16 protein-coding genes and 3 pseudogenes are annotated in these 20,322 nt (G+C 74.4%); 13 read left to right on the top strand and 6 right to left on the bottom strand.

Annotation, left to right across the window (positions count from 1 at the left end; translation table 11 throughout):
- Nucleotides 1-21 precede the first annotated feature (21 nt).
- Nucleotides 22-1,701 carry an ABC transporter ATP-binding protein gene (locus J7W19_RS28505; protein WP_004940770.1) on the top strand — a complete coding sequence of 560 codons (1,680 nt, stop codon included), beginning with the start codon at nucleotides 22-24 and terminating at the stop codon, nucleotides 1,699-1,701.
- The gene (locus J7W19_RS28500) at nucleotides 1,694-4,027 is read left to right on the top strand and encodes an ATP-binding cassette domain-containing protein (RefSeq protein WP_004940767.1); all 2,334 of its coding nucleotides are present in this window, start codon (nucleotides 1,694-1,696) and stop codon (nucleotides 4,025-4,027) included. Before J7W19_RS28505 ends, J7W19_RS28500 begins: the two co-directional genes overlap by 8 nt.
- Here the strand turns inward: J7W19_RS28500 and J7W19_RS28495 are convergent.
- Nucleotides 3,950-4,321 (bottom strand): annotated as a pseudogene (locus J7W19_RS28495) (LuxR C-terminal-related transcriptional regulator); the annotation flags it as partial. The gene J7W19_RS28500 and the pseudogene J7W19_RS28495 overlap by 78 nt on opposite strands.
- Nucleotides 4,322-4,473: 152 nt before the next feature.
- Nucleotides 4,474-5,445, bottom strand: a complete 972-nt coding sequence (locus J7W19_RS33895) for a class I SAM-dependent methyltransferase (protein WP_004940764.1) — start codon at nucleotides 5,443-5,445, stop codon at nucleotides 4,474-4,476.
- A 194-nt stretch (nucleotides 5,446-5,639) separates the two neighbouring features.
- On the opposite strand from J7W19_RS33895, the gene J7W19_RS28485 reads away from it, so the two are divergent.
- From J7W19_RS28485 to J7W19_RS28475, 3 genes and pseudogenes are all read left to right on the top strand, one after another.
- Nucleotides 5,640-6,494, top strand: coding sequence for a TauD/TfdA family dioxygenase (locus J7W19_RS28485; protein WP_004940762.1), 855 nt, complete (start codon nucleotides 5,640-5,642; stop codon nucleotides 6,492-6,494).
- Between the two features lie 318 nt (nucleotides 6,495-6,812).
- Nucleotides 6,813-7,130, top strand: a pseudogene (locus J7W19_RS33245) (iron chelate uptake ABC transporter family permease subunit); the annotation flags it as partial.
- A gap of 295 nt (nucleotides 7,131-7,425) precedes the next feature.
- Nucleotides 7,426-8,673, top strand: a complete 1,248-nt coding sequence (locus tag J7W19_RS28475) for a multidrug effflux MFS transporter (protein WP_233478191.1) — start codon at nucleotides 7,426-7,428, stop codon at nucleotides 8,671-8,673.
- Between the two features lie 306 nt (nucleotides 8,674-8,979).
- Here the strand turns inward: J7W19_RS28475 and J7W19_RS28470 are convergent, their stop codons facing one another.
- Nucleotides 8,980-9,867 carry an SDR family NAD(P)-dependent oxidoreductase gene (locus J7W19_RS28470; RefSeq protein WP_004940753.1) on the bottom strand — a complete coding sequence of 296 codons (888 nt, stop codon included), beginning with the start codon at nucleotides 9,865-9,867 and terminating at the stop codon, nucleotides 8,980-8,982.
- Between the two features lie 62 nt (nucleotides 9,868-9,929).
- Here J7W19_RS28470 and J7W19_RS28465 point away from each other — a divergent pair, with 62 nt between their 5' ends.
- The 3 genes and pseudogenes from J7W19_RS28465 (at nucleotide 9,930) to J7W19_RS28460 (ending at nucleotide 11,712) form a co-directional block, all read left to right on the top strand.
- Nucleotides 9,930-10,685 (top strand): TetR/AcrR family transcriptional regulator, encoded by a 756-nt coding sequence (locus J7W19_RS28465; protein ID WP_004940751.1) that lies wholly within the window; start codon nucleotides 9,930-9,932, stop codon nucleotides 10,683-10,685.
- Nucleotides 10,640-10,744: pseudogene (locus tag J7W19_RS33945) on the top strand (helix-turn-helix domain-containing protein); the annotation flags it as partial. The gene J7W19_RS28465 and the pseudogene J7W19_RS33945, both read left to right, overlap by 46 nt.
- A 152-nt stretch (nucleotides 10,745-10,896) precedes the next feature.
- Nucleotides 10,897-11,712, top strand: coding sequence for an SDR family NAD(P)-dependent oxidoreductase (locus J7W19_RS28460; RefSeq protein WP_004940749.1), 816 nt, complete (start codon nucleotides 10,897-10,899; stop codon nucleotides 11,710-11,712).
- A gap of 163 nt (nucleotides 11,713-11,875) precedes the next feature.
- Here J7W19_RS28460 and J7W19_RS28455 read toward each other — a convergent pair whose 3' ends face one another.
- Both J7W19_RS28455 and J7W19_RS28450 read right to left on the bottom strand, forming a co-directional pair.
- On the bottom strand, nucleotides 11,876-12,373 hold the full coding sequence (locus J7W19_RS28455) for an SRPBCC family protein (protein WP_004940747.1): 498 nt from the start codon (nucleotides 12,371-12,373) through the stop codon (nucleotides 11,876-11,878).
- A gap of 26 nt (nucleotides 12,374-12,399) precedes the next feature.
- On the bottom strand, nucleotides 12,400-13,278 hold the full coding sequence (locus J7W19_RS28450) for a helix-turn-helix domain-containing protein (protein WP_051072502.1): 879 nt from the start codon (nucleotides 13,276-13,278) through the stop codon (nucleotides 12,400-12,402).
- 118 nt (nucleotides 13,279-13,396) lie between these two features.
- On the opposite strand from J7W19_RS28450, the gene J7W19_RS28445 reads away from it, so the two are divergent.
- Complete coding sequence (locus tag J7W19_RS28445; RefSeq protein WP_040888309.1) at nucleotides 13,397-14,131, top strand: SDR family oxidoreductase; 735 nt, start codon at nucleotides 13,397-13,399, stop codon at nucleotides 14,129-14,131.
- A 43-nt stretch (nucleotides 14,132-14,174) separates the two neighbouring features.
- Here J7W19_RS28445 and J7W19_RS28440 read toward each other — a convergent pair whose 3' ends face one another.
- On the bottom strand, nucleotides 14,175-14,828 hold the full coding sequence (locus J7W19_RS28440; protein ID WP_201768193.1) for a TetR/AcrR family transcriptional regulator: 654 nt from the start codon (nucleotides 14,826-14,828) through the stop codon (nucleotides 14,175-14,177).
- Between the two features lie 36 nt (nucleotides 14,829-14,864).
- Between J7W19_RS28440 and J7W19_RS28435 the strand changes: the two genes are divergently transcribed.
- From J7W19_RS28435 to J7W19_RS28420, 4 genes are all read left to right on the top strand, one after another.
- Nucleotides 14,865-15,698 carry an alpha/beta fold hydrolase gene (locus J7W19_RS28435; protein ID WP_004940740.1) on the top strand — a complete coding sequence of 278 codons (834 nt, stop codon included), beginning with the start codon at nucleotides 14,865-14,867 and terminating at the stop codon, nucleotides 15,696-15,698.
- An 882-nt stretch (nucleotides 15,699-16,580) separates the two neighbouring features.
- Complete coding sequence (locus tag J7W19_RS28430) at nucleotides 16,581-17,072, top strand: Tn3 family transposase (RefSeq protein ID WP_040888280.1); 492 nt, start codon at nucleotides 16,581-16,583, stop codon at nucleotides 17,070-17,072.
- Between the two features lie 80 nt (nucleotides 17,073-17,152).
- Nucleotides 17,153-17,452, top strand: coding sequence for a trypco2 family protein (locus tag J7W19_RS28425; RefSeq protein WP_004940738.1), 300 nt, complete (start codon nucleotides 17,153-17,155; stop codon nucleotides 17,450-17,452).
- Nucleotides 17,449-20,247 (top strand): trypsin-like peptidase domain-containing protein, encoded by a 2,799-nt coding sequence (locus tag J7W19_RS28420; protein WP_051072500.1) that lies wholly within the window; start codon nucleotides 17,449-17,451, stop codon nucleotides 20,245-20,247. The genes J7W19_RS28425 and J7W19_RS28420 overlap by 4 nt, the downstream gene beginning before the upstream one ends.
- Nucleotides 20,248-20,322 lie beyond the last annotated feature (75 nt).

The raw sequence follows: 20,322 nt of genomic DNA, 5'->3' as shown, positions 1-20,322 counted from the left end.
GACCGCGAGGACGGTGACCCCATGACCCCCGGCGACCAGCTCCTCCTGGCCACCACACGCCACAGCACGGCCCGAGCCACGGCCCTGGCCGCACTGAGCCTCACCTCAGCCGGCGCCGCCCTCCTCCTCCCCGCCGCCCTCGGCCGCGCCGTGGACCGGCTACTGGCCCACGACGCCGGAGCCACCCGCTGGGTGGCGCTGTGCGCCGTGCTGCTCACGGCCCCCGCCGCCCTCGACGCCCTCGCCGACCTCCTGGCCGGCACCACGGCCGCCCGGTCCACCGCATGGCTCCGCCACCGGCTCCTGCGGCACGTGCTGGCCGCCGGGCCGCGTGCCACCGCCGACGCCCCGCCCGGCGACCTGGTGACGCGCCTCGTCGGGAACACCGCCGACGCCGGCGCCGCGCCGGGCGCCCTCGCCGCCGCCGTCGCGTCGGCGGCGGGCCCGCTGGGCGGCGTCGTCGCGCTCGCCCTCATCGACCCCTGGCTCGCCGTGGCGTTCCTGGCGGGCGCGCCCCTGCTCGTCCTCCTCCTCCGCGCCTTCGCCCGCGCCTCCACCGACTGTGCCGCCCGCTACCAGCGGCTCCAGGGGGACATCGCGGGACGGCTGGCCGAGGCCCTGACGGGGGCGAGGACCATCGCCGCCGCCGGCACGGCCGACCGCGAACGCGCCCGTATTCTGCGCCCGTTGAGCGGACTGTCCCGGCAGGGGCACCGGGTCTGGCGGGTCCAGGGCCGGGCCGCCGCCCGCGCCGTCACCCTCGTACCGCTGCTCCAGATCACCGTCCTCGCCGTCGCCGGTCTGCGGCTGTCCCAGGGGCGGATCAGCGTGGGCGACGTCCTGGCCGCCTCCCGGTACGCGGTACTCGCCACCGGAGTGGGCATGATCGTCGGCCAGTTGAGCGGGCTGGTGCGGGCCCGGGCCGCCGCCGGCCGGCTGGCCGAGGTGCTGGCCGTCCCCGCCCCGGCGTACGGGACCCGGCCGGCCCCGCCCGGCGACGGCACCCTGGAGCTGCGCGGCGTCACCGCCGTGCGCGGCGACCGGATCATCCTGTGCGACGTCGATCTCACCGTCCCGGGCGGCACGTCGGTGGCCGTCGTGGGCCGGTCCGGCACCGGCAAGTCCGTCCTCGCCGCGCTCGCCGGCCGGCTCGCCGACCCGGACGCCGGGACCGTCGCGCTGGACGGCGTCCCGCTCCCGGAGCTGAGCCACGACGCGCTGCGGCACGCCGTCGGCTACGCCTTCGAGCGGCCCGCCCTCCTCGGCGGCACCATCGGCGGCACCATCGCGTTCGGCGCGGCCGACCCGGGGCACGAGGCGGTGACCGCCGCCGCCCGCGCGGCCTGCGCGGACGGCTTCGTCCGCCGGCTGCCGGAGGGGTACGCGACGCCGTGCGCGGCGGCGCCCCTGTCCGGCGGCGAGGTCCAACGCCTCGGCCTGGCACGGGCGTTCGCGCACGCGGAACGCGTCCTCGTGCTCGACGACGCCACGTCCAGCCTGGACTCCCCCACCGAACGCGAGGTCGGCCGCGCGCTGCTGCACGACGTCGCCGCCCGCACCCGGCTGATCGTCGCCCACCGCGCCTCGACGGCCGCCCGCGCGGACCGGGTCGTCTGGCTCGACGACGGCCGGGTACGGGCGGCCGGGCCGCACGCGGAGCTGTGGCGGCTGCCCGAGTACCGGGCGGTGTTCGGTGCCTGAGCCGGGCCGTACGCCGTCGACCGCCCGCCAGGGGCTGCGGTTCCTCGCCGCCCGGCGGGGCGCCCTGGCCCGGCTCGCCGGCTGGTCGGTGCTGGAGGCGGGGCACACCTTCGCCCTGGGCTACGCGCTGGCCCGGGCCCTGGACCGGGGGTTCCTCGCCGGCCGGGCGGCCACAGGCCTCGGCTGGCTCGGCCTGGCCGCCCTCGCCGTCCTCGCCGGGGCGTACGGCACCGGGCGCACCTACCGCGCCACCGCCGACCTGGTGGAGCCGCTGCGCGACGGCCTCGTCCGGCGGGTCGTCGGCCGGGCCCTGGCGGACGGCGACGCCGCGGCGGTGTCCCGCCTCACCCACCAGGTGGAGATCGCCCGCGACACGTTCGCCGGGCTCGTGATGGTCTCCCGCTCGTTCGTCTTCACGGCCGGCGGCGCGCTGGCCGGCCTGTGCGCCCTGGCGCCCGCCCTGCTGCTGGCCGTGGTGCCGCCGCTGCTCCTGGGACTGCTGCTGTTCCTGGTGACGCTACGGGTGCTGGCCCGCCGCCAGGAGGCGGTACTGGTGGCGGACGAGGCGCTCGCCCGCTCCCTCGACGACGTGGCGCGCGGGCTGCGGGACATCACGGCGGGCGGCGCGGAGCGGCGCGTCGCCGCCGCGACCGGCGCCCTCGTCGACGCCGAACGCGACGCGGCCCGCGCCCTGGCCCGCTGGTCCCTCGTCCGCGTCGCCGCCCTGACCCTCGCGGGCCGCCTCCCCGTGATCCTCCTCCTCGTCCTGGCCCCCTGGCTCCTGGACCACGGCACCACCCCCGGGGCCTTCGTCGGCGCGCTGGCCTACGTGACCCAGTCCCTCCTCCCGGCGGTCCAGGAACTCGTCCACGGCCTGGGCGCGAGCGGGGCACGACTCGCCGTCGTCATACGGCGGTTGACGGCGGGGTCCGGCGGGTCCGGGGGGACGTCCGGCGGGCCCCTCCCCCACCGCTCGGCCGACGGGCCACCGGACGCACCCGCGGCGGGTGCCGCGGTGACGAACGGGCCGGCGGGTCCGGCCGCCACGCGCGCCCCGACGGCCGCGCCCCCGGCGGGGCGGTCCGGACCGACGGCGAAGGCGGCGCGGCCGGGGCACGTCGCGGGCCGCGTGACCGCCGCCGTTCCGTCGCCGCCGGACCGTACCGGGGACCGACCGCCGACGAACACCCCGCGCGGACCGGCCCGGTCGGCGGCGGAGGCGGCACCGCAAGGCCCGGGCCGCCTCCCGCGGCCCGACGGGCCGACCGCGGCCCCCGAGCCCTCGGCGGCCGACAACGCGCCGGATCCCGCCGCGGACCGGATGCCGGCAGGCGCTCCCGCGACGGCGCGGCAGGCCCCGGGGCGCCTTCCGCGGCCCGGCGGCACGGCGGCGACCGCGCCGCCCGCGCCCGCGCCCGCACCCGCACCCGCACCCGCACCCGCACCCGCACCCGCACCCGCCCTGGAACTCCGCGGTGTCACCTTCGCCTACGGCCCCCACGCCGCCCCCGTCGTCCACGCGCTGGACCTCCGCGTCCCGCCGGGGGCCCGGCTCGCCGTCGTGGGCCCGAGCGGGATCGGGAAGTCGACGCTGACCGGGCTGGCGGCCGGGCTGCTGGTGCCCGCCCGCGGTGACGTCACCATCGGCGGGCTGCCCGCGCGGGACACGGCCGCGCGGGCGGGGCGGGTGCTGATCCCGCAGGAGGCGTACGTCTTCTCGGGGACGTTGGCCGAGAACCTCGGCTATTTCCGGCCGGACCCGGTGCCGGAGGACGAACTGTGGGCGGCGGCGCGAGCCGTCGGCATGGCCGGACTGGCCGAGCGGCTGGGCGGGTTCGGGGCGGTCGTCGCGCCCGCCGGGCTCTCCGCGGGCGAGCGGCAGTGGATCGCGCTGGCCCGGGCGTACCTGTCCCCGGCGCCTTTGGCGCTGCTGGACGAGGCGACCTGCCACCTGGACCCGGCCGCGGAGGCCCGCGCCGAGGACGCGTTCGCCCGGCGGCCGGGCGGCACCCTGGTCGTCGTCGCGCACCGGGCCGCCTCGGCGCTCCGCGCGGACCGGGTGCTGGTGATGGACGGGCCGCACACGGTGTGCGGGGACCACGCGGAGCTGCTCCGCGCGTCCCCGCTGTACCGCGACCTCATGGCGGAGGCGACGGCCGGCGGCCCGTCAGACCCAGCCGGCCCCCCGGGCGACTCTTATGGCGTCCACCCGGTTGCGCGCCCCGGTCTTCCGGGTGATCGCGCACATGTAGTTGCGTACGGTCCCGTGCGACAGGTGCAGGCTGCGGGCGATCTCCCCGACGCCGGCGCCCTCGGCGGCGAGTGACAGGACGGTCAGTTCACGGCGGGTGAGCGGGATCTCGGAAGCCTCCAGGAAGCCGAAGCCGAGGGATTCGTCGATGTAGCGCTCGCCTTTGGCGACGTACCTGATGCCCTCGACCAGCCGGTCCGGTGAAGCGTTTTTGCTCAAGTACCCCAAGGCCCCCTCCTCGTACGCCCGGCGCAGCGGCCCCGGCCGTTCCGCGGTGGCCAGCGCGAGCAGGGCCGGGCGCGCGTCCCCCTCGGCGCATCCGCCGGACAGTTCGCGCAGGCCCGGTCCGGCCGCGTGGGGGCTGTCCATGTCGACGACGCAGACGCGCGGGCGCACTGTCCGCGCGGTCAGGACCGCGCGGCGCCACGGCGCGGCGTGCACCTCGAACTCCGGTTCTCTTCCGATCAGTTCCATGAGGGCGGTGCGCAGCAGCGAGGTGTCGTGCACCAGGAGAACTCGAATCACGGATTCCGTCCCACCCTTCCCGTTTTCCCCCGTTGTGCGACTTGCTCGGGGCACGTCAACAATTCATACCGGCGTGTGCCACGGTCATGGGCGGGGATCACTGACCCGCGGGGGGCGCAAGGGCGCAAAACTTCCGTCGCGCGCGCCCCAAGTTCACTCGAACGCGCCTGCCGAAACTCTTGAAAGCGCAGTATCTCCCCTGATCCATCAAGGCCGTGTGGTTCGTCCCACCGGTTTCCCCCATACCGTTGCGGCAGTCGGGCGGGCGGGAGAAGGGCGGCTTTCCGGATGGCGGCGGGCGTCAGACGCCCGCGTAGCGGGCCAGGACGTACAGGGCGCCTCCGGACAGATCCCCGCCCGAAGCACCCGGGGAATGCGGGGAGTCGGGAAAGGTCCGGGATCCCGGGGTGGTGGGACGCGCCACAGCCGCCCGCGGGTGAGGAGCTGCCGGCGGCGGTCGAGCGTGTACGTGGCCCGGCGGTCGCGGTGAAGGAGGGGCTCGCGAGGGTGAAGTGGCGCTGGAACGCGGCCTCCACGGGGTCGGCGAGCGGGTTGGGCACATGCGCGAACAGCAGCGCGCCGGGCCGGCAGTGGACGGCGAAGGTCTCCACCGAGCGAGACACGTCCGCGTCGGTGTGCAGGTTGGACAGCGCCCAGCCGAAACAGGTGACGGCGTCGAAGGCGCGGCCCGGGCGCAGGGACCGCATGTCGTCGACGCGGTAGTCCGGTCCGGGCCGCCGCTCGCGGGCGAAGGCCGTCATGTTCTCCTGGCAGTCGAAGCCGACGCGGTCCACTCCCGCCTCGGTGAAGTAGGCGACGTGCCGGCCGGTGCCGCAGCCGGCGTCGAGAGCAGCGTCCGGACGCCGCCGGGGCGTGCGCGGCGAACAGCCGTTCGCAGAACCGGGGGATGTCCTTCTCCGTCCCCGGGTGCGTCTTTCCCGACGGGTCGGCCCCGGCCAGGTCCGCACACGGGAGCCTCGGTCGGCGCCGAGTGGGGCGCTCGGCGCCGGCCGCCGCCCCGGCGCCCCGGGAGCCGGCACGGCAACCGTCACACGCCCGCGCTCCCCCGGAACGGCGCGTACCGGGGCTGCGCCCGGCCGTGCCGTCGGGTACGTTCCGGACGGAACGCGTCGGCGGACAACCGCCGCGGAAAGGTGAGCGGATGACTCAGCCCACCCCGGTCGAAGCGCCCACGACCTGGACCGGCGACACCCTCGGTGCGGAGGACTGGCTGCTTCCGATGCCACCTGCCTGTGCGCGCGAACTGGGCAGCGGCGGGCAGGACTTGGGGCCCGTTCCGGGGAGGGCAGTCGCGGACCTCGCCGCGCAGATCACCCGGCGCCTGTGGAACGGCCGCGGGTTCGTCGTGATCCGCGGCTTTCCCGTGGCCGGCCGCACCGACCCGGAGTGCGCCGCCCTGTGCCGGCGGCTCGCCGCCTCGCTGGGCGCGGTGCGGCCGGCGGACGCCGGCGGCTTCGTCGCCGTGGCCGACAACGCCGGGCTCGGCAAGACCGACCTCGCCCTGACCCTCCACACCGACCGCACCCCGGCGCCCCATCCCCCGCGCGTGCTCGGGCTGCTGTGCGTACGGCCGGCCGCACACGGCGGAGATTCGCTACTGGCCAGCGGCCACGCCCTGCACAACAGGCTTCTCACCGACGCCCCTTGGGCCCTGCCCCGCCTCTACCAGGACTTCCGCTTCGGTCGGGGGCCCGGTTTCGACCGGCGCCGTCCCGTCTTCCGGCGGCACGGCGCCGGCCTGCGCGTCCACTACAACCGTCGGGGGATCGAACGCGCCCACCAGGAAGCGGGCGCGCCACTGGCTCCGGACGAGCGGGCGGCCCTCGACGCCGTCGACCGGATCCTGTCCGACCCGCGCACCGCCCTGCGCGTCCCCCTGCGCCGGGGAGACCTCCTCTTGCTGGACAACACCGTCGTACTGCACGGCCGCACCGCCTTCACCGACTCGCCCGACCCGCGCGCCCGCAGATGCCTGGTGCGGGTGTGGGTGGACTGAGCGGCGTCCGTGACGCCGGAGGGGCCGAGCCGGCCCTCAGCCGGTCCCCCACCTCGCCTCCAGCGCCGCGACCGCCGTCTCGTCCAGCGTGACCAGGGGCGAGCGCCTCGGGCGCGGGGGCGCCGGACGCGGGGACGCCTTGCGCGGGGACGCCGGAAACGGGGACGCCTGGCGCGGGGACGCCAGACGCGGAGACACCAGAGGCAGGGACGCCGGACGCGGGCGCACCGGGCGCGGAGACATCGGACGCAGGGGCGCCGGGCGCGGAGACACCAGACGCGGGCGCACCAAGCGCCGAGACACCAGACGCGGGGGCGCTGGGACGGGGTGGGGCCGCCGGCCGTCGCCTGCGCGGTCCTGCCGCCGGTGGTCACCGCGTACGGCCGCCGCCTCTCGACGATGGAACTCGGCGACGACGCGGCGCACGCGCTCGGGGTGCCGGTGGAACGCACCCGCCTGGCCTTGATGGCCGCGGCCACCCTCCTCACCGCGGCCGCGACGGCCGCCGCCGGCCCGATCGGCTTCGTCTCCCTCTCCGGCGCCGACCGCCTGCCGGTGGGCGCGGTGACGGGCGTCCTGGGCGGCGCGTACCTCGTCTGGCTCCTGGTGGCGGAACGCCGCGCGGGGAAGGTGTGACGCGGGAGTCAGCTCGTTGCAGTGCCCCCCTTGAGGGGGTTCGAGGACGAGTGGCGCAGCCGCTGTTCTTCGCGCCGTTTGCCCTAGGTCGGGCGGAGGGTGTCATTCCGGTCCCAGGGCCGATGTGCCGGCGGAGGACCCCGCCTACGGTCGTCGTCGGCGGCAGGAAACCTCGCACGGGACAGCGGTGTCCCGTTCCGAGGCGTCCGGCTCGAGTCCCCGCCCGCAAGCGCTGCGGGGTCGGTGCGGCTGCCGCTCGCTGTGCCCGTTTCCCTGGAGATCTCCGATGCCTTTGATGACGGCTGCCCTGGTGCTGCTGGCGTTCGTGATGCCGTTGGCCACGGACATGTACCTGCCCGCCTTCCCGCAGATGACGGGCGATCTGCGCACCGACGCCTCGGGCGTGCAGCTCACGCTGACGACCTTCCTCGTCGGTATGGGGCTGGGGCAGCTGGTCCTGGGGCCGCTCTCCGACCGCTTCGGACGCCGCCTCCCCCTCCTGGCCGGTGGCGCCGCCTGTGTCGCGGCCACTGCGGGCTGCGCGCTCGCGCCTTCCCTGGGCTGGCTGGTCGTCCTGCGTTTCCTCCAGGGCTTCAGCGGTGCCGCCGGCGTGGTGATCGGGCGGGCGGTCATCTCCGACGTCGCCCAGGGCGACAGGGCCGCCAGGCTGCTCGGCGTCCTGATGACCCTCATGGGGATCGCCCCGGTCATCGCTCCCGTCGTGGGCGGTGCCGTCATCGGGGCCGGCGACTGGCGCGGGGTCTTCTGGGTCCTGTCGGCGGCCTCGCTCCTGGCCGTGCTGGCCGCGGCGGTCGGCGTTCCCGAGAGCCTGCCGCCCGAGCGGCGCCACCGCGGGGGCATCGCGGCCACCGCGCGCGCCGTACGCGAGGTCCTGACCGACCGCCCCTACCTCGGCCACGCACTCTGCTTCGGCATGACCTTGGCCGTGCTGTTCTGCTACCTGGGCGGTGCCTCCTTCGTCTTCCAGAACCTCCTCGGCCTCGACGTCGCCCGGACCTCGGCCGCTTTCGCCTCCGTCGGCGTCGTCAGCGTCGCGGCCGGTACCGCCGTCACCAGGCTCGTCGGCCGCTTCACGCCCGCGTCGCTACTGCGGACCGGCCTGGGCGTGATGGTTGCCGGCTCCGCCGCCCTGTGCGCGCTGTCCCTGGCCGGCCTGCTGAACGCGATCGTGGTCCTGACCTTGATCTCCATCACTTTCATCGGGATCAGCATGGCCAGTATCAACGCGGCCGCCCTCGCTCTGGACCGCGTTCCCCAGGCCGCCGGAACCGGCTCCGCCGCCCTCGGCACCATCCAGAGCCTCCTGAGCGCGGTGGCCGCCCCGTTGGTCGGCCTCGGTGGCGAGCACACCGCCGTTCCGATGTTCACAGGGATGGCCCTCGCCTCCCTGCTGGCCGTGGCCGCCCTGCGCCTGGCCGGTACACCGGGGAGAGGAGCGGCCCGTGCACGCCGGGCCGACGGCGGCGCCGACCGAGGAAGTGCGTTAGGTACGAGTTCCGTTCGTGGCGGTCCTCGCGACTGACCTCCCCTTCATGCGGCAGACGCCGGTCACGGAGCCGTCCGCGCCAGGCGGCCGTCCGCCCGGCGGGGAGCATCACCATCCGGCTCCCGCCGTGGCGCCCGTCGACGCACCGGCCGAACGCGGGTCGACGCTCCCGGCATTCCGGAGGACGCCCTGCGCGGGTACTTGGCCGGGTCGCGCCCGACCTGTCCGGTCTTCCGCCCGGCTGAGCCCGGACGGCGGCCTCCCAGAACACTCCGGAATTCGGGAAGGCGGCGGGCCGATGCCGAACCGCCGGCGACGCCTCCGGCACCAAGGGAACCCGCCTCAGGCCCGCTGCGCGTCGGCCTCCGCGACGTCCGCCGGGAGATCGACGGGGTACTCCGCTCCGAAGTCGGCGGAGACGGAGACGCCCTGCCACGCCTCCGCTTCGGCAGTCCGACGCCGCGAGTGGTCGAGCGCCATGCGGGCCGCGGTCGCCCCCAGGGGCAGGTGAGTGGGCACGTGCTCCCGCCGGACCACCCGCACCAGGATCTCCGCGGCACGATCGGGATCCCCGGCGGCCCGGCCGGCGGCCCGAGCCCGTTCGTGGAAGGCCCCGACCGTCGCCCGGTACTCGGGCGGAACGTCCTGGACGTCCATGGAGGCCCCGGCCCAGTCGGTGGCGAAGCCACTCGGCTCGACGACGAGGTAGCGGATGCCGAACGGCGCGGTCTCCGCGGCGAGTACGCGGGTGAGCCCGTCGATGGCGAACTTGGCCGCCTGGTAGGAGCCCAGGCCGGCGCTGCCGCCCACCCGTCCGCCGATCGAGGAGAACTGGACGACGGTCCCGCCGCCCTGCGCCTTCAGCAGGGGCAGCGCCGCCTTGGAGACGTTGTACACGCCCCAGAAGTTGGTCTCGAACTGACGGCGGAAGTCGTCCTCCGGAGCCGTCTCGACGGGCGCCACGTTGGCGTACCCGGCGTTGTTGACGATCACGTCGACACGGCCGAAGCGGTCGCGGGCGGCGTCGAGGGCGGCCGTGGCCGCGGCGGCGTCGGTCACGTCGAGCGCCACGGGGAGTACCCGGTCGCCGAACCTCTCGACCAGCTCGGCGAGTTGCCCGGGCCGGCGGGCGGTGGCGACGACCCGGTCGCCCGCCTTGAGGGCGGCGACCGCGAGGGAGCGGCCGAAGCCGCGGGAGGAACCGGTGATGAACCACGTCTGGGCTGCCATGCCCGTAGCAAAACACGGTTTTGTTATTAGCGCAACATGGTTGCGCTAGCTAGCATGCCCCTATGGTCAGCCGCAGTCAGCCCACCCGAGCCCGGAGCCCCGAGGCCAAGCGCGCCCGCGAGGCCGCGATCCTCGCCGCGGCGTCCCGCCTGGCCACGGCGAACGGCATCCGATCGGTCACCTTGACCGACATCGCCGCCGAGGTGGGGATGCACAAGTCGGCGATGCTCCGCTACTTCGAGACGCGGGAGGAGATCTTCCTCCGCCTGGCCTCCGCCGGATGGGTGGAGTGGTCGCGATCGGTACGCGAACAACTTGACGACACGGCACGCACCGACGCCCGGGCACACACCACGGACGACCCGTCAAACACCACGGACGACCCGCACACCGTCGCCCGCCTGCTGGCCGAGTCGCTCGTGGCCCGCCCCCTGTTCTGCGATCTGCTCGCCCACACCCCGCTGAACCTGGAACGCAACGTCTCGCTGGACAGCGTCCGCTCGTTCAAGCTGACCGCCATCGCCGAGGTCGAGGCCGTGGGCGAGGCACTGCGCCGGGTGGCCGATCTGAGCCCGGAACAGGCCGGAAACGTCGTCGCCACGGCCACGGCCATGGCCGGAGCCCTCTGGCAGATGGCCGCCCCTGGAACCGAACTGCGCCGCCTGTACGAAACGGACCCGGACCTCGCCCACGCCGTCGTCGACGTCGCCCCCCGACTGACCGACATCCTGAACGCAATGCTCCGCGGCTACGGCGCCGACCCGGTTCAGGGGAGGGTCGCGCCGGCGACCGGGAGGCGGCCCGGCGTTTCGGGGTGACGCGGATGTCGGCGAACCGGTGCCGGCGGGCGCCGGCCGGGGGCGGGCGGGAAGCCCTCACCCACCACGACGGCGAAGCCGTCCTCGGCACTGGGATCCAGCCGCGGCGCTGCCGGCCGCAGTGGCACCCGGTCGGCCCGGTGATGCCGGCGCTTCGTATGATCGCAGCGCGGGGTACCGGAAGCCGACCACCTTCGGAGGGCGAACGGCCATGTCGGAACAGCGTGTTGTCCTGGTGACGGGCGGGGGAACGGGAATAGGAGCCGCCACCGCCCGGCTGCTGCGCACCGCCGGGCACCAGGTGGTGATCTCCGGGCGGCGGCCCGAGCCGCTGCACCGGGTGGCCGAGGAGACCGGAGCGCTGGCACACCCTTCCGACACCGCCGACCCCGAGGCCGTGCGCGAGCTCGTCGAGAAGACGGTGACGGCCTACGGGAGACTCGACGGTGTGGTGCTCAACGCCGGAATCGGGCGGCCCGGCGCGGTCGGTGACATCGCGGTCGAGGACTGGGAAGAGCTGATACGGACCAACCTCACCGGCCCGTTCCTGCTGCTGCGTGCCGCGCTGCCGCACCTGCTGGCGGCCCGCGGGGCGGTGGTCGCGGTCGCCTCGGTCGCCGCGCTCCGCAACAGCGTCGGCAACGCCGGCTACGCGACGTCCAAGGCGGGTCTGCTCCACCTGTGCCGCTCCCTCGCCGTCGACTACGGGCCGCAGGGGCTGCGGGCGAACGCGGTGTGCCCGGGTTGGGTGCGCACGGAGATGGCCGACCGGCGGATGGCGCGGTTCGCGGCGGAGGCGGGGCTGGCGGGCGGCGCCGAGGCGGGGTACGAGGAGGCGACCCGGCTGTCTCCCGCCGGGCGGCCGGGTGATCCGCAGGAGGTCGCCGAGGCGATCGACTGGCTGCTGTCTCCCGCCGCGTCCTACGTCAACGGGGCCGTCCTCACCGTCGACGGCGGCGTGACCACAACCAGCGTCAGCGGTGTCGCCTTCGACTACCGGATCGAGGAGCGCACCCCGCGCCTGTAACGGGCTCCGAACCGGCCCGTTGCGGCGGGGTCGGTGGGGCTTGGCCCCAGGGCGGGGCCGGCGCCCCACAAAGAGACCAGGCCGGGACGGAGCCCCAGCGGCAGCCGTGCCCGCCGCCAGGGATTTCGTCGCCCGCGGCATGACCCCCCATCGGCAACGGCCTCTAGGCGGATCCGGCCCCCGGCCACTCGTCCCCCAGGATCCCGGCCAAGTGCCGCAGCGACTCCGGCAGGTGCTCGGGGCCGAACGGTGGGAAGCGCAGGTACTCGCGGATGGACCGGGGCACCGCCGTCCAGTCGTAGGTGAGCGTGACCCCGGTCGTGGACGGCCCGAGCGGTTCGAGGTCGTACCGCCAGAACCAGCCGCCGGACTCCAGGCGTCCGCCGCCCTTGTCCTGCCCGGTCAGCCAGCCGATGGCGCGCGGCGGGTCGTACACGTGGACCTTGTTGGCGACGCGGTAGTCGCCGTCCGGGTGACCGGGGTGGTACATGTCTACCCGGAAGACCTGCCCCACCTCGGTCAGCGGCGCCCGGTCGACGGCTCCCCGCACCCAGCCGGTGCCGTCGATCGCGGCGTGGGCCGTCGGGTCGGCCAGGACGGCGAACACCGTCGCGGCGGGCGCGGCGACGATCAGGGTGGCGCTCACACTGTCACGGCCCATCCGAACACGCTCCCGTTCGCCCCTTGTCACCCGTTTTCGTGCCGCTCCCAGCATTCCAGGTGCGGCCCCGATCCACCGCCCGTCCCCTCCGCCGCCATGGCCAGCAGGACCAGCGCGTCGTGTTCGGGCGTGCCGGGGGCGGCCTGGTAGAGGAGGAGGCGGTTGCCCGGGTGGGCGGTGGTGAGGACCTCGTTGGCGAGGGTGACGCGGCCGATCACCGGGTGGTCGAAGTCCGTGGCGCCGCCGCGTTTGACCAGCACCTCGTGGCGGTCCCACAACGCGGCGAACTCCCGGTCGGCGGCGGACAGTTCGGCGACGAGGGCGGCGGTGGCCGCCGGGGCGGCCGGCTCGACGGTACGCAGGTGGGCGACGCAGTTGCGGGCCACCCGCCGCCAGTCGGCGAAGACCGAGCGCGCGGCCGGGTGCAGAAAGGTGTATCGGACGGTGTTCCGCCGGCCCGGCGGCCAGTCGCCGAGGCCGGGCATCAGGGCGTACCCCTCCGGGTTGGCGGCGAGTACGTCGTTGGTCTCGTTCAGCACGTACGCCGGGCCGGGCCGGACCGCTTCCAGCAGGAGCCGCAGCCCCTGGCCGACCGGCCGCGGGGCGGCGGGCCGGCGGCGCGGCGACCGGCCGGCGGCCCGGTCGGCGAGGGCGAACAGGTGGGCGTGCTCGTCGTCGGTGAGCCGCAGCACCCGGGCCAGCGCGTCCAGGACCGCGTCGCTGGGCGCCGTCTCCCTGCCCTGTTCGATGCGGGCGTAGTAGTCGACGCTCACCCCGGCCAGCGCGGCCAGTTCCTCCCGGCGCAGTCCGGGGGCGCGCCGGGCGCCCGGTCCGGTGGGCAGGCCGACGTCGGCCGGGCCGATCCGCCCGCGCCGGGTCCGCAGGAATTCCCCCATGGCGTTCATCCCGTCGAGTCTGCCACCGGACGGCGGCCTTCCGGGTGGCCGTGCCACACCCGGGTTCCCGGCCCCCGGGATCCGCCCGGCCTTCCCGCGCCCCTGGCGGCGGCACAGGCTCGGTGCCATGACTGACGCACTGATCATCGGCGGCGGCTCCGGAATGGGCCTGGCCCTCGCCCGCACCCTGCTCGCCGAGCACCTGGACGTGACGATCGCCGGCCGGTCCGCCGACCGGCTCGCGGCGGCCCGCGCCGCGCTGGAACCGGCCGCCGCCGCACCGGGATCGGCCGCCGCAAGGCGGATCCGCACGCTGCGGGCGGACATCGGCAGGGAGGAGGACGTGGCCGAACTCTTCGACGCGGTGGGGCCGGTGGAGCACGTGGTGGTCACGGCGGCGGACGTGACGGGGGCGTACGGCCGGAGCGCCGACATCACCGCCGCGGCCGCCCGCAGCGTCCTGGACGTCAAGCTGCTCGGCGCCTGGCTCGTCGGCAAGTACGCGGCCGGGCGGGTCACCGGCTCCCTCACCTACACCTCGGGCATCAACGCCTACCGCCCGAACGGCTCCAACACGATCGTGGCCGCGGCCAACGGCGCGCTCGCCTCGCTCGCGTCCGGCCTCACGCTCGAACTGGCCCCGGTGCGCGTGAACGTGGTGTCGCCGGGGTGGGTGGACACGCCCGTCTGGGACCGGCTCGGCATGGACAAGCGCGCGGCCTTCGCCGACCTGGCGGAACGTCTCCCGGCCCGGCGCATCGGTACGCCGGAGGACATCGCCCAGGCGTTCCTGTCGGTGCTGCGCAACGGGTTCGTCACCGGGACCGTGCTGCACGTCGACGGCGGGCACCGCCTGGTGTGACGGCGGGCGCGCGCGTCAGGGCCCGGAACGGCGGGCGCGCGCGTCAGGGCCCGGAACGGTGGGCGCGCGCGTCAGGACCCGGGTCCGGGGGCGCGAGCGATGCGCAGATCGCCTTCTGCGCGAGCCGCGCCGTGGCCAGCAGGTCCTCGCGGTCCGCACCGAGCCGGGCCCGCACCGACAGGCCGTGCACGACGGACTGGACGAGTCCGGCGAGGGCCGCGGCGTCGGTCGCGGCGGCGATCTCCCCGTCCCCGACCGCCCGCCCGACGCGCGCCCGTAGGGCCCGCTCGTTCCAGGTGTGCAGCTCGGCGTAGTGGGCGCTGGTGTCGAGGGTGCTCGTACTGTCGGTCATCACGGCGCTGCTGAGCAGACAGCCCGGGTGGGTGTCCTCGGGCTGGGTGAACTCGAGGACGGAGTCGACGAGGACGCGTTCGACGACGGTCGGGAGGTCCGGTTCCGCGACGGCCCGCCGGTAGATCTCCCGGTACCGCTCGGCGTACGTCCGCACCGCCTCCTCGAACAGCCCGGCCTTGCTGCCGAAGGCCGCGTAGAGGCTGGAGGTGGAGAGGCCGAGCGCCGCGGTGAGGGCGCGGGTGGACGTTCCGGAGTAGCCGGAGCGCCAGAAGAGGCGGGCGGCTTCGAGGATCACTCGGTCACGGTCGAAGGCGCGTGGTCGTCCACGAGTCGGTGAAGGCACCCTTGCATTGTAGAGCGTTTGCTCCATAATGAATTTATGGAGCAAACGATCCAGAAGAAGCTGCCGGTCGGCGGCGGGGACAGTTGGGTGACGATCGACGTGTACGGGCGGGCGGACGCGCCGGGCCTGGTCGTCGTCCCGGGCGCGATGAGCGACGCGCGCGAGTGGCGCCACGTCGCGGCCGCCGTCGAGGCATGGCCGTCGGTGACGGTCGTCAACCGCCGGGGCCGCGCCCCTTCCGGCCCGCTGACCGACGCGTACTCACTGCGGTCGGAGATCGATGACCTCGCCGCGGTCCTCGACCAACTCCCGCCCGGCCAGACGCTGTTCGGCTGGAGCTACGGCGGCCTGATCGCCCTGCTGGCCGCCGAGGAGCGCCCGCCGCGTCAGGTGATCGCCTACGAGCCGGTGGTCCGGCCGTTCGGGGCGGACGTCCTGCCGGACATGAAGGCCGCCGCGGAGGCGGCGGACTGGAACGCCACCGCCGGGTTGGTGATCGGCCGGCTCGCCGGCCTCGACACGGCGTACGTCGAGTCCCTCAGGGCGGACCGCGAGACATGGGCGACCCTGTGCCGCCTGAGCGTGCCGGCGTACGCCGAACTGGCCGCGCTGAACGCGGCCGTACCGCCGGACGCATGGGGACGGGAGACGGCTCGCGTCGACCTGGTCGTCGGTGAGCGCAACCACGGAAGGGCCCCCTACGGAACGTCCTTCGACGACGTACGGAAGCGCGTCCCCCACGCCGAGGTGCGCATACTCCCCGGCCAGGGCCACATGGCCCACCTGGAGGCCCCCGCGGACCTCGCCGGACTACTCGACGACCTGGCCCCTCTCCCATCCGCCATCAGCCACCAGAACGACGAAAGGTAGCTCTCACGGGGGAACGTGATCCCCCACGAAGACGACGCCCCGGCCGCCGGTGCTCGACGACGGTGGGAGCCATGCCGATCAGACTCCCCCTGGGCGACACCGAGCGCCCGGCTCCCCGCTGGGTCCCGTTCCTCGCCGGCCGCCGGGTGCCGCCCCTCGTCGGTGATGTCCGGACGTCGATGTAGCTGCAGGGAGCCTCGCCCCTGGCCCCGATGAGGACGCCTTCGGCGATCGCCGGGGCGTTCAGGGGCAGCTTGTGCATGACACGCGTAGGGCCGGAGCAGCGTAGCCGGGGTGCTGGCAAGAACGCTGTCACCAGCCGCAAGCGGGGGTGATCTTGTGAGGACGTCACTCGCATGGATGAGTCCGCGACCGTTCGGCTGCGGTGGGTAAAGCTCTGCGGGGAAGATCGGCGATCGTGGCCCGTACTCCGCTGGACCTGGATGGACTCGTCGAGCACTGGACGCTGTTGCAGGACGAGCAGGCGCGCGCGTCCGGCAAGCGTGGTGCGACGCGGCTGTGCTTCGCCGTGCTGCTGAAGTTCTGTAGGCAGTACGGCCGGTTTCCCCGGGGCCGCCCCGAGCTCAAGACCCGGGGGCCGGTCTACCGGCGCATGGTACAGACCACTTTGAAGGCGTCGTGCACCGACCACTACCGGCGCGGTCTGATCAGGCTGTCGGACGTGCTGGACTTCCGCTCCTCCAACCAGGCCCACCGGCCGGCGATCCAGACCCTGGCGCTGGTGGCCCGGTACGCGGACGCGGGGAACACTACGCGCTACCCGCTGGGCGGGCCGGTGCCGGTCCACAAGGCGATGGGCGGGGGGGGTGGACAGAGGTCGTACACCGCACCGACAGGCGAGGCCGGCGCCGGGCGGTGCGCATGGTCTACGGGGTTGTCGTCAAGACGCCGAAGCTGTCCTGGCTGGATATCGCCGAGCGCAAGTCCGGGGCGATCCGGCTGACGGCGGCCGAGGCCCAGCCCGAGCCGCGCAACCCGCGCAGTATCAAGGCCGAGGTGCGGAGGCGTTGGGGCATCGTGCCGCTCGTCGGCATGCTGGAGGAGGCGGCACTGTACACCGGGTTCCCGGCCCCGGTCGCCTCCGTCTCCGGCGGCGGCAGCCCCTCAGCCGAGGCGCCGGCCGAACGGCTGCTGCCGGTCGTCTACGCGTGCGGCACGCTGGAGGTCGGCCGCGCCCGGAAAACCATCTTCGTGGCCCGCTACCTGAGGCTTCGGGACCTTCATCGGGAGATCGCGGAGGGCCTGAACGTGATGGAATCCGCCAACGGCGCGAACTCGGAACGAATGGACCTGTGGCTGTCCAGCACGAGCGGGTGGCGTCGACGTCTCGCGCCACCGCCCGACGGGACGTGATCGGGCCACTGATTTCGGGCCGGAGGCGTATCGGAATCGCATTCCCGTGTGCACGGGGAGTCCTGGAGAGAGAGCGCACTGTGATCGAGCTGGCGAGTGTCATCGGGGATCTGCGGGAGGAGTTGGACCGGGCGGTCGGCGCGGCGGAAGGCGAGGCGCTGCGCTTCGAGTTGGGGCCGATCGAGCTGGAGCTGTCGGTTGCGCTGGAACGGAGTGCACAGGCCCAGGCGAAGGTCCGTTTCCTGGTTGTGGATTCCGGTGCGGACGTGGGGCTCGGGAAGACGTCCACCCAGCGCATCTCGCTGACGCTGAAGCCGACTCTGGCGGGGTCGCACAGACCGGTCGCCGTTTCCGGGAACGCCGAGCCGAACGAGCGGTGAGCCCCGAGGTGGCCGGGGAGCCGGAGCCACAGCGGGACGGGGTCGATCTGCGGCGTGTGGTCCAGGTCGTTGTCACGGTCGGCGACGCCGACGGGGTACGTCTGGCGTCGGGTTACCGGGTGACCCGGGACACGGTGCTCACGGCCGCGCACGCGCTGGACGGCGCGGCGGCGGTCCTCGCTCGCTTCTTCACCGACGAGGGCACCCCGTGCGAGGTGCCGGGGGAATGCGTCTGGGCGGACGACGGCACGGACATCGCGTTGCTCAGGATCGAGGTGGACGCGCGTCCCGGTGGGCGGCTCGACGGTCGACTAGCCGCCGATGTACCGCCGGTGCGGTTCGGCCGTATCGCGCAGTTGGCGGAGGTGGACTGCGGGGCGCTGGGCTTCCCCTGGTTCAAGCTCCGCTCGGAGAGAGCTTCCCTCGACGGGCGCGCCGCCACGACGTACCGGGACTCCCACTACGCGCGCGGCCGGGCGACGGCGAACGTGCGCGAGGGCACCCTCGAGTTCACCGTCCAGGCCCCGCCGGCTCCTCGTGACGAGCCCAGGCGGTCTCCCTGGGAGGGGATGTCGGGGGCGCTCGTGTGGAGCGACGGGCACGTCATCGGCGTCGTCACCACACATCACGGCCGCGAGGGGATCGGCAGGCTCACGGCGAGTCGGGTGGAACGGTGGTACGCGGACCTGACTCGTCGGCAACTCCATCAACTGGAACGGATACTGCGACTACCGGATCGGCTCGACGGGCTCAACGAGGTGTCCGGGCCAATGCCGCCGGCCGACGGGCCGGGGGAGCTGGGGAGGGCGGCCGGGCGACTCGCCTCGCTGGTGCGCAGTCAGTGGAAGGCCGAGGAGGAGCGGCGCCGGGTGCACGATCCCGCCCCCCTGCAGGTGCGGTTCCGGCACGCGGAGAAGGTCCCCTTCGACTACTGGGCGCGCATCCGTGGAGTCCCGCTCGCCGCGGACCCCGGGCCGTTGCCGCTCGCGGACGGACTCGACCGGATCGTGCAGGTCTACCGGTCCGTCCCCTCCGGCCGACTGGTGGTGCTGGGCGCCGCCGGGTCCGGCAAGACGATCCTGACCACCCGTTTCGCCCTCGGCCTGCTGAAGAACCCGGCTCGCGGCGACCGGGTACCGGTGATCTTCGGCCTGGGCTCCTGGGACCCGGCCGCGCTGTCCCTGCGCACCTGGATGTCCCGGACTCTCGTGCGCGACTACGGCCTCGGGGCGGCGGCGCAGGACGGCAGGACCCTGGCCAGGGCCCTGATCGAGGAGGACCGGGTGCTGCCCGTCCTCGACGGGTTCGACGAACTCGCGCCCGACCTCCGGCTGAAGGCCCTCGACGCGCTCAACAGCCTCGGCGATATGCCCCTGTTGCTCACCAGCCGTACCCAGGAGTACATAGAGGCGGTAGAGGAAAAGTCGGGAAAACCGCGCAAGGTGCTCACCGGCGCCGCGGTGGTCGAGTTGGAGAGGCTCACCATGGGCGACCTCGGCGACTATCTGTCCGGCATGGGCCCACCGGACGGTGACGGTCGTACGTCGCCCTGGGTCCCGGTCCTGGAGGAACTGCGCAAAGAGCCGCGCAGCCAGGGCGCGCAGAACGTCGCGGAAGCGCTCGGCACACCGCTGATGGTCACCATGGCGCGCACGGTCTACGGCGACGCCGGCGAGGGCCGCCCGCAGGACCTTCTGAGCACCCGGTCGTTCCAGGACGCCGACGCGATCCGCGAGCATCTGGTGGCCGCGTTCATCCCCGCCGCCTACCGGCCCCTGGCAGACGACAGCGGGACCCGGCAGTGGGACGCCGAGCGCGCCCAGCACTGGCTTCGCCACCTCGCCGTACACCTGTCCGCACTCGGCAGCCGCAACCTCGAATGGTGGCGGCTCGGCACGGCCATGAGCCGCCGCGCGCGGGTCTGTCTGATCGGGTTCCTGGCCGCTCTGGCCTTCGGGGTGACGACCGGCATCGGGAACATCCCGGTGGACATGGTCGTGACCCACTACGGCCTCGGGCGCGCCATGGAGCGCGGCCTCGTGGTCGCCGTCCTGCACGGCCTCGTGGCCGGTCTGGGCTTCGGAGCGCTGTACGGATCGGCGTACCGGGGGGTGGCGCCGCCGGCGCGGGTACGGGTGCAGATCTTCGGCCGGAGCCGGGTGCAGCGCGGCGTCGAGCCCCGCTCCAAGTTCCTGGCCGGGCTGGTCCTCGGCGCCCTGGCGGCGGCCGCACTGGTCCTCGTGGACCGGGGCATCGTCGCGCGCATCGGTCTCGCGGACGGACTGGAGAGCGGCAACCTCGTCGGCACGGTGCTGTTCGTGCCCGGGTTCGGCCTCGCTGTCGGGCTGGTGCTGGGGCTGATGGCCTGGCTGGAGGTCCCCGACCACATCGAATCCGCCGTCAGCCCGGCCGCGCTGCTGACCAGCAACCGCAACAATGTGCTCGTCCATGTCCTCATGTGGGCGCTCGTCTTCGGAGTGGGAGCCGCGGCCGTCAACGTGTTCGTCATGGGGCCCCTGCTCGGGATCGGGGCCGGTCTCGTGTTCGGGCTCGAAGCGGCCTTCGCGGGCGGGCTCGGGTACGGGCTCAGCCTGACGGCGTGGGGGCAGTGGGTTGCCCTGGCGCGCATCTGGCTGCCGCTGACCGGGCGGCTGCCCTGGCGGCTGATCGAGTTCCTGGACGACGCCTGCCGCCGGGGCGTGCTGCGCCAGGCCGGCGCGGTCTACCAGTTCCGCCACGCAGAACTCCAGGACCACCTGAGCCCACCTCCACAACCTGACCCGCACTCTCCGTGATCGTTTCGATTCGGATGAGCAACCGGAACGGGTCCATGACACCGCTGTGTACCCGCGGGCTCTCGGTGGTGGAAA

It is taken from the genome of Streptomyces mobaraensis NBRC 13819 = DSM 40847 (genome assembly GCF_017916255.1).
GTDB lineage: Bacteria > Actinomycetota > Actinomycetes > Streptomycetales > Streptomycetaceae > Streptomyces > Streptomyces mobaraensis.
The sequence above is the reverse complement of the archived record's forward strand: the minus strand, read 5'-3'. Positions and strand labels throughout refer to the sequence as shown.

What these genes read in the sequence shown, in the direction of transcription:
- J7W19_RS28435 (WP_004940740.1), top strand. Translation starts at nt 14,865, where the DNA reads ATGGAGCAAACGATCCAGAAGAAGCTGCCGGTCGGCGGCGGGGACAGT.
- J7W19_RS28455 (WP_004940747.1), bottom strand. Translation starts at nt 12,373, where the DNA reads ATGGGCCGTGACAGTGTGAGCGCCACCCTGATCGTCGCCGCGCCCGCC.
- J7W19_RS28485 (WP_004940762.1), top strand. Translation starts at nt 5,640, where the DNA reads ATGACTCAGCCCACCCCGGTCGAAGCGCCCACGACCTGGACCGGCGAC.
- J7W19_RS28450 (WP_051072502.1), bottom strand. Translation starts at nt 13,278, where the DNA reads ATGAACGCCATGGGGGAATTCCTGCGGACCCGGCGCGGGCGGATCGGC.
- J7W19_RS28460 (WP_004940749.1), top strand. Translation starts at nt 10,897, where the DNA reads ATGTCGGAACAGCGTGTTGTCCTGGTGACGGGCGGGGGAACGGGAATA.
- J7W19_RS28475 (WP_233478191.1), top strand. Translation starts at nt 7,426, where the DNA reads ATGACGGCTGCCCTGGTGCTGCTGGCGTTCGTGATGCCGTTGGCCACG.
- J7W19_RS28430 (WP_040888280.1), top strand. Translation starts at nt 16,581, where the DNA reads ATGGTCTACGGGGTTGTCGTCAAGACGCCGAAGCTGTCCTGGCTGGAT.
- J7W19_RS28505 (WP_004940770.1), top strand. Translation starts at nt 22, where the DNA reads ATGACCCCCGGCGACCAGCTCCTCCTGGCCACCACACGCCACAGCACG.
- J7W19_RS28470 (WP_004940753.1), bottom strand. Translation starts at nt 9,867, where the DNA reads ATGGCAGCCCAGACGTGGTTCATCACCGGTTCCTCCCGCGGCTTCGGC.
- J7W19_RS28445 (WP_040888309.1), top strand. Translation starts at nt 13,397, where the DNA reads ATGACTGACGCACTGATCATCGGCGGCGGCTCCGGAATGGGCCTGGCC.
- J7W19_RS28465 (WP_004940751.1), top strand. Translation starts at nt 9,930, where the DNA reads ATGGTCAGCCGCAGTCAGCCCACCCGAGCCCGGAGCCCCGAGGCCAAG.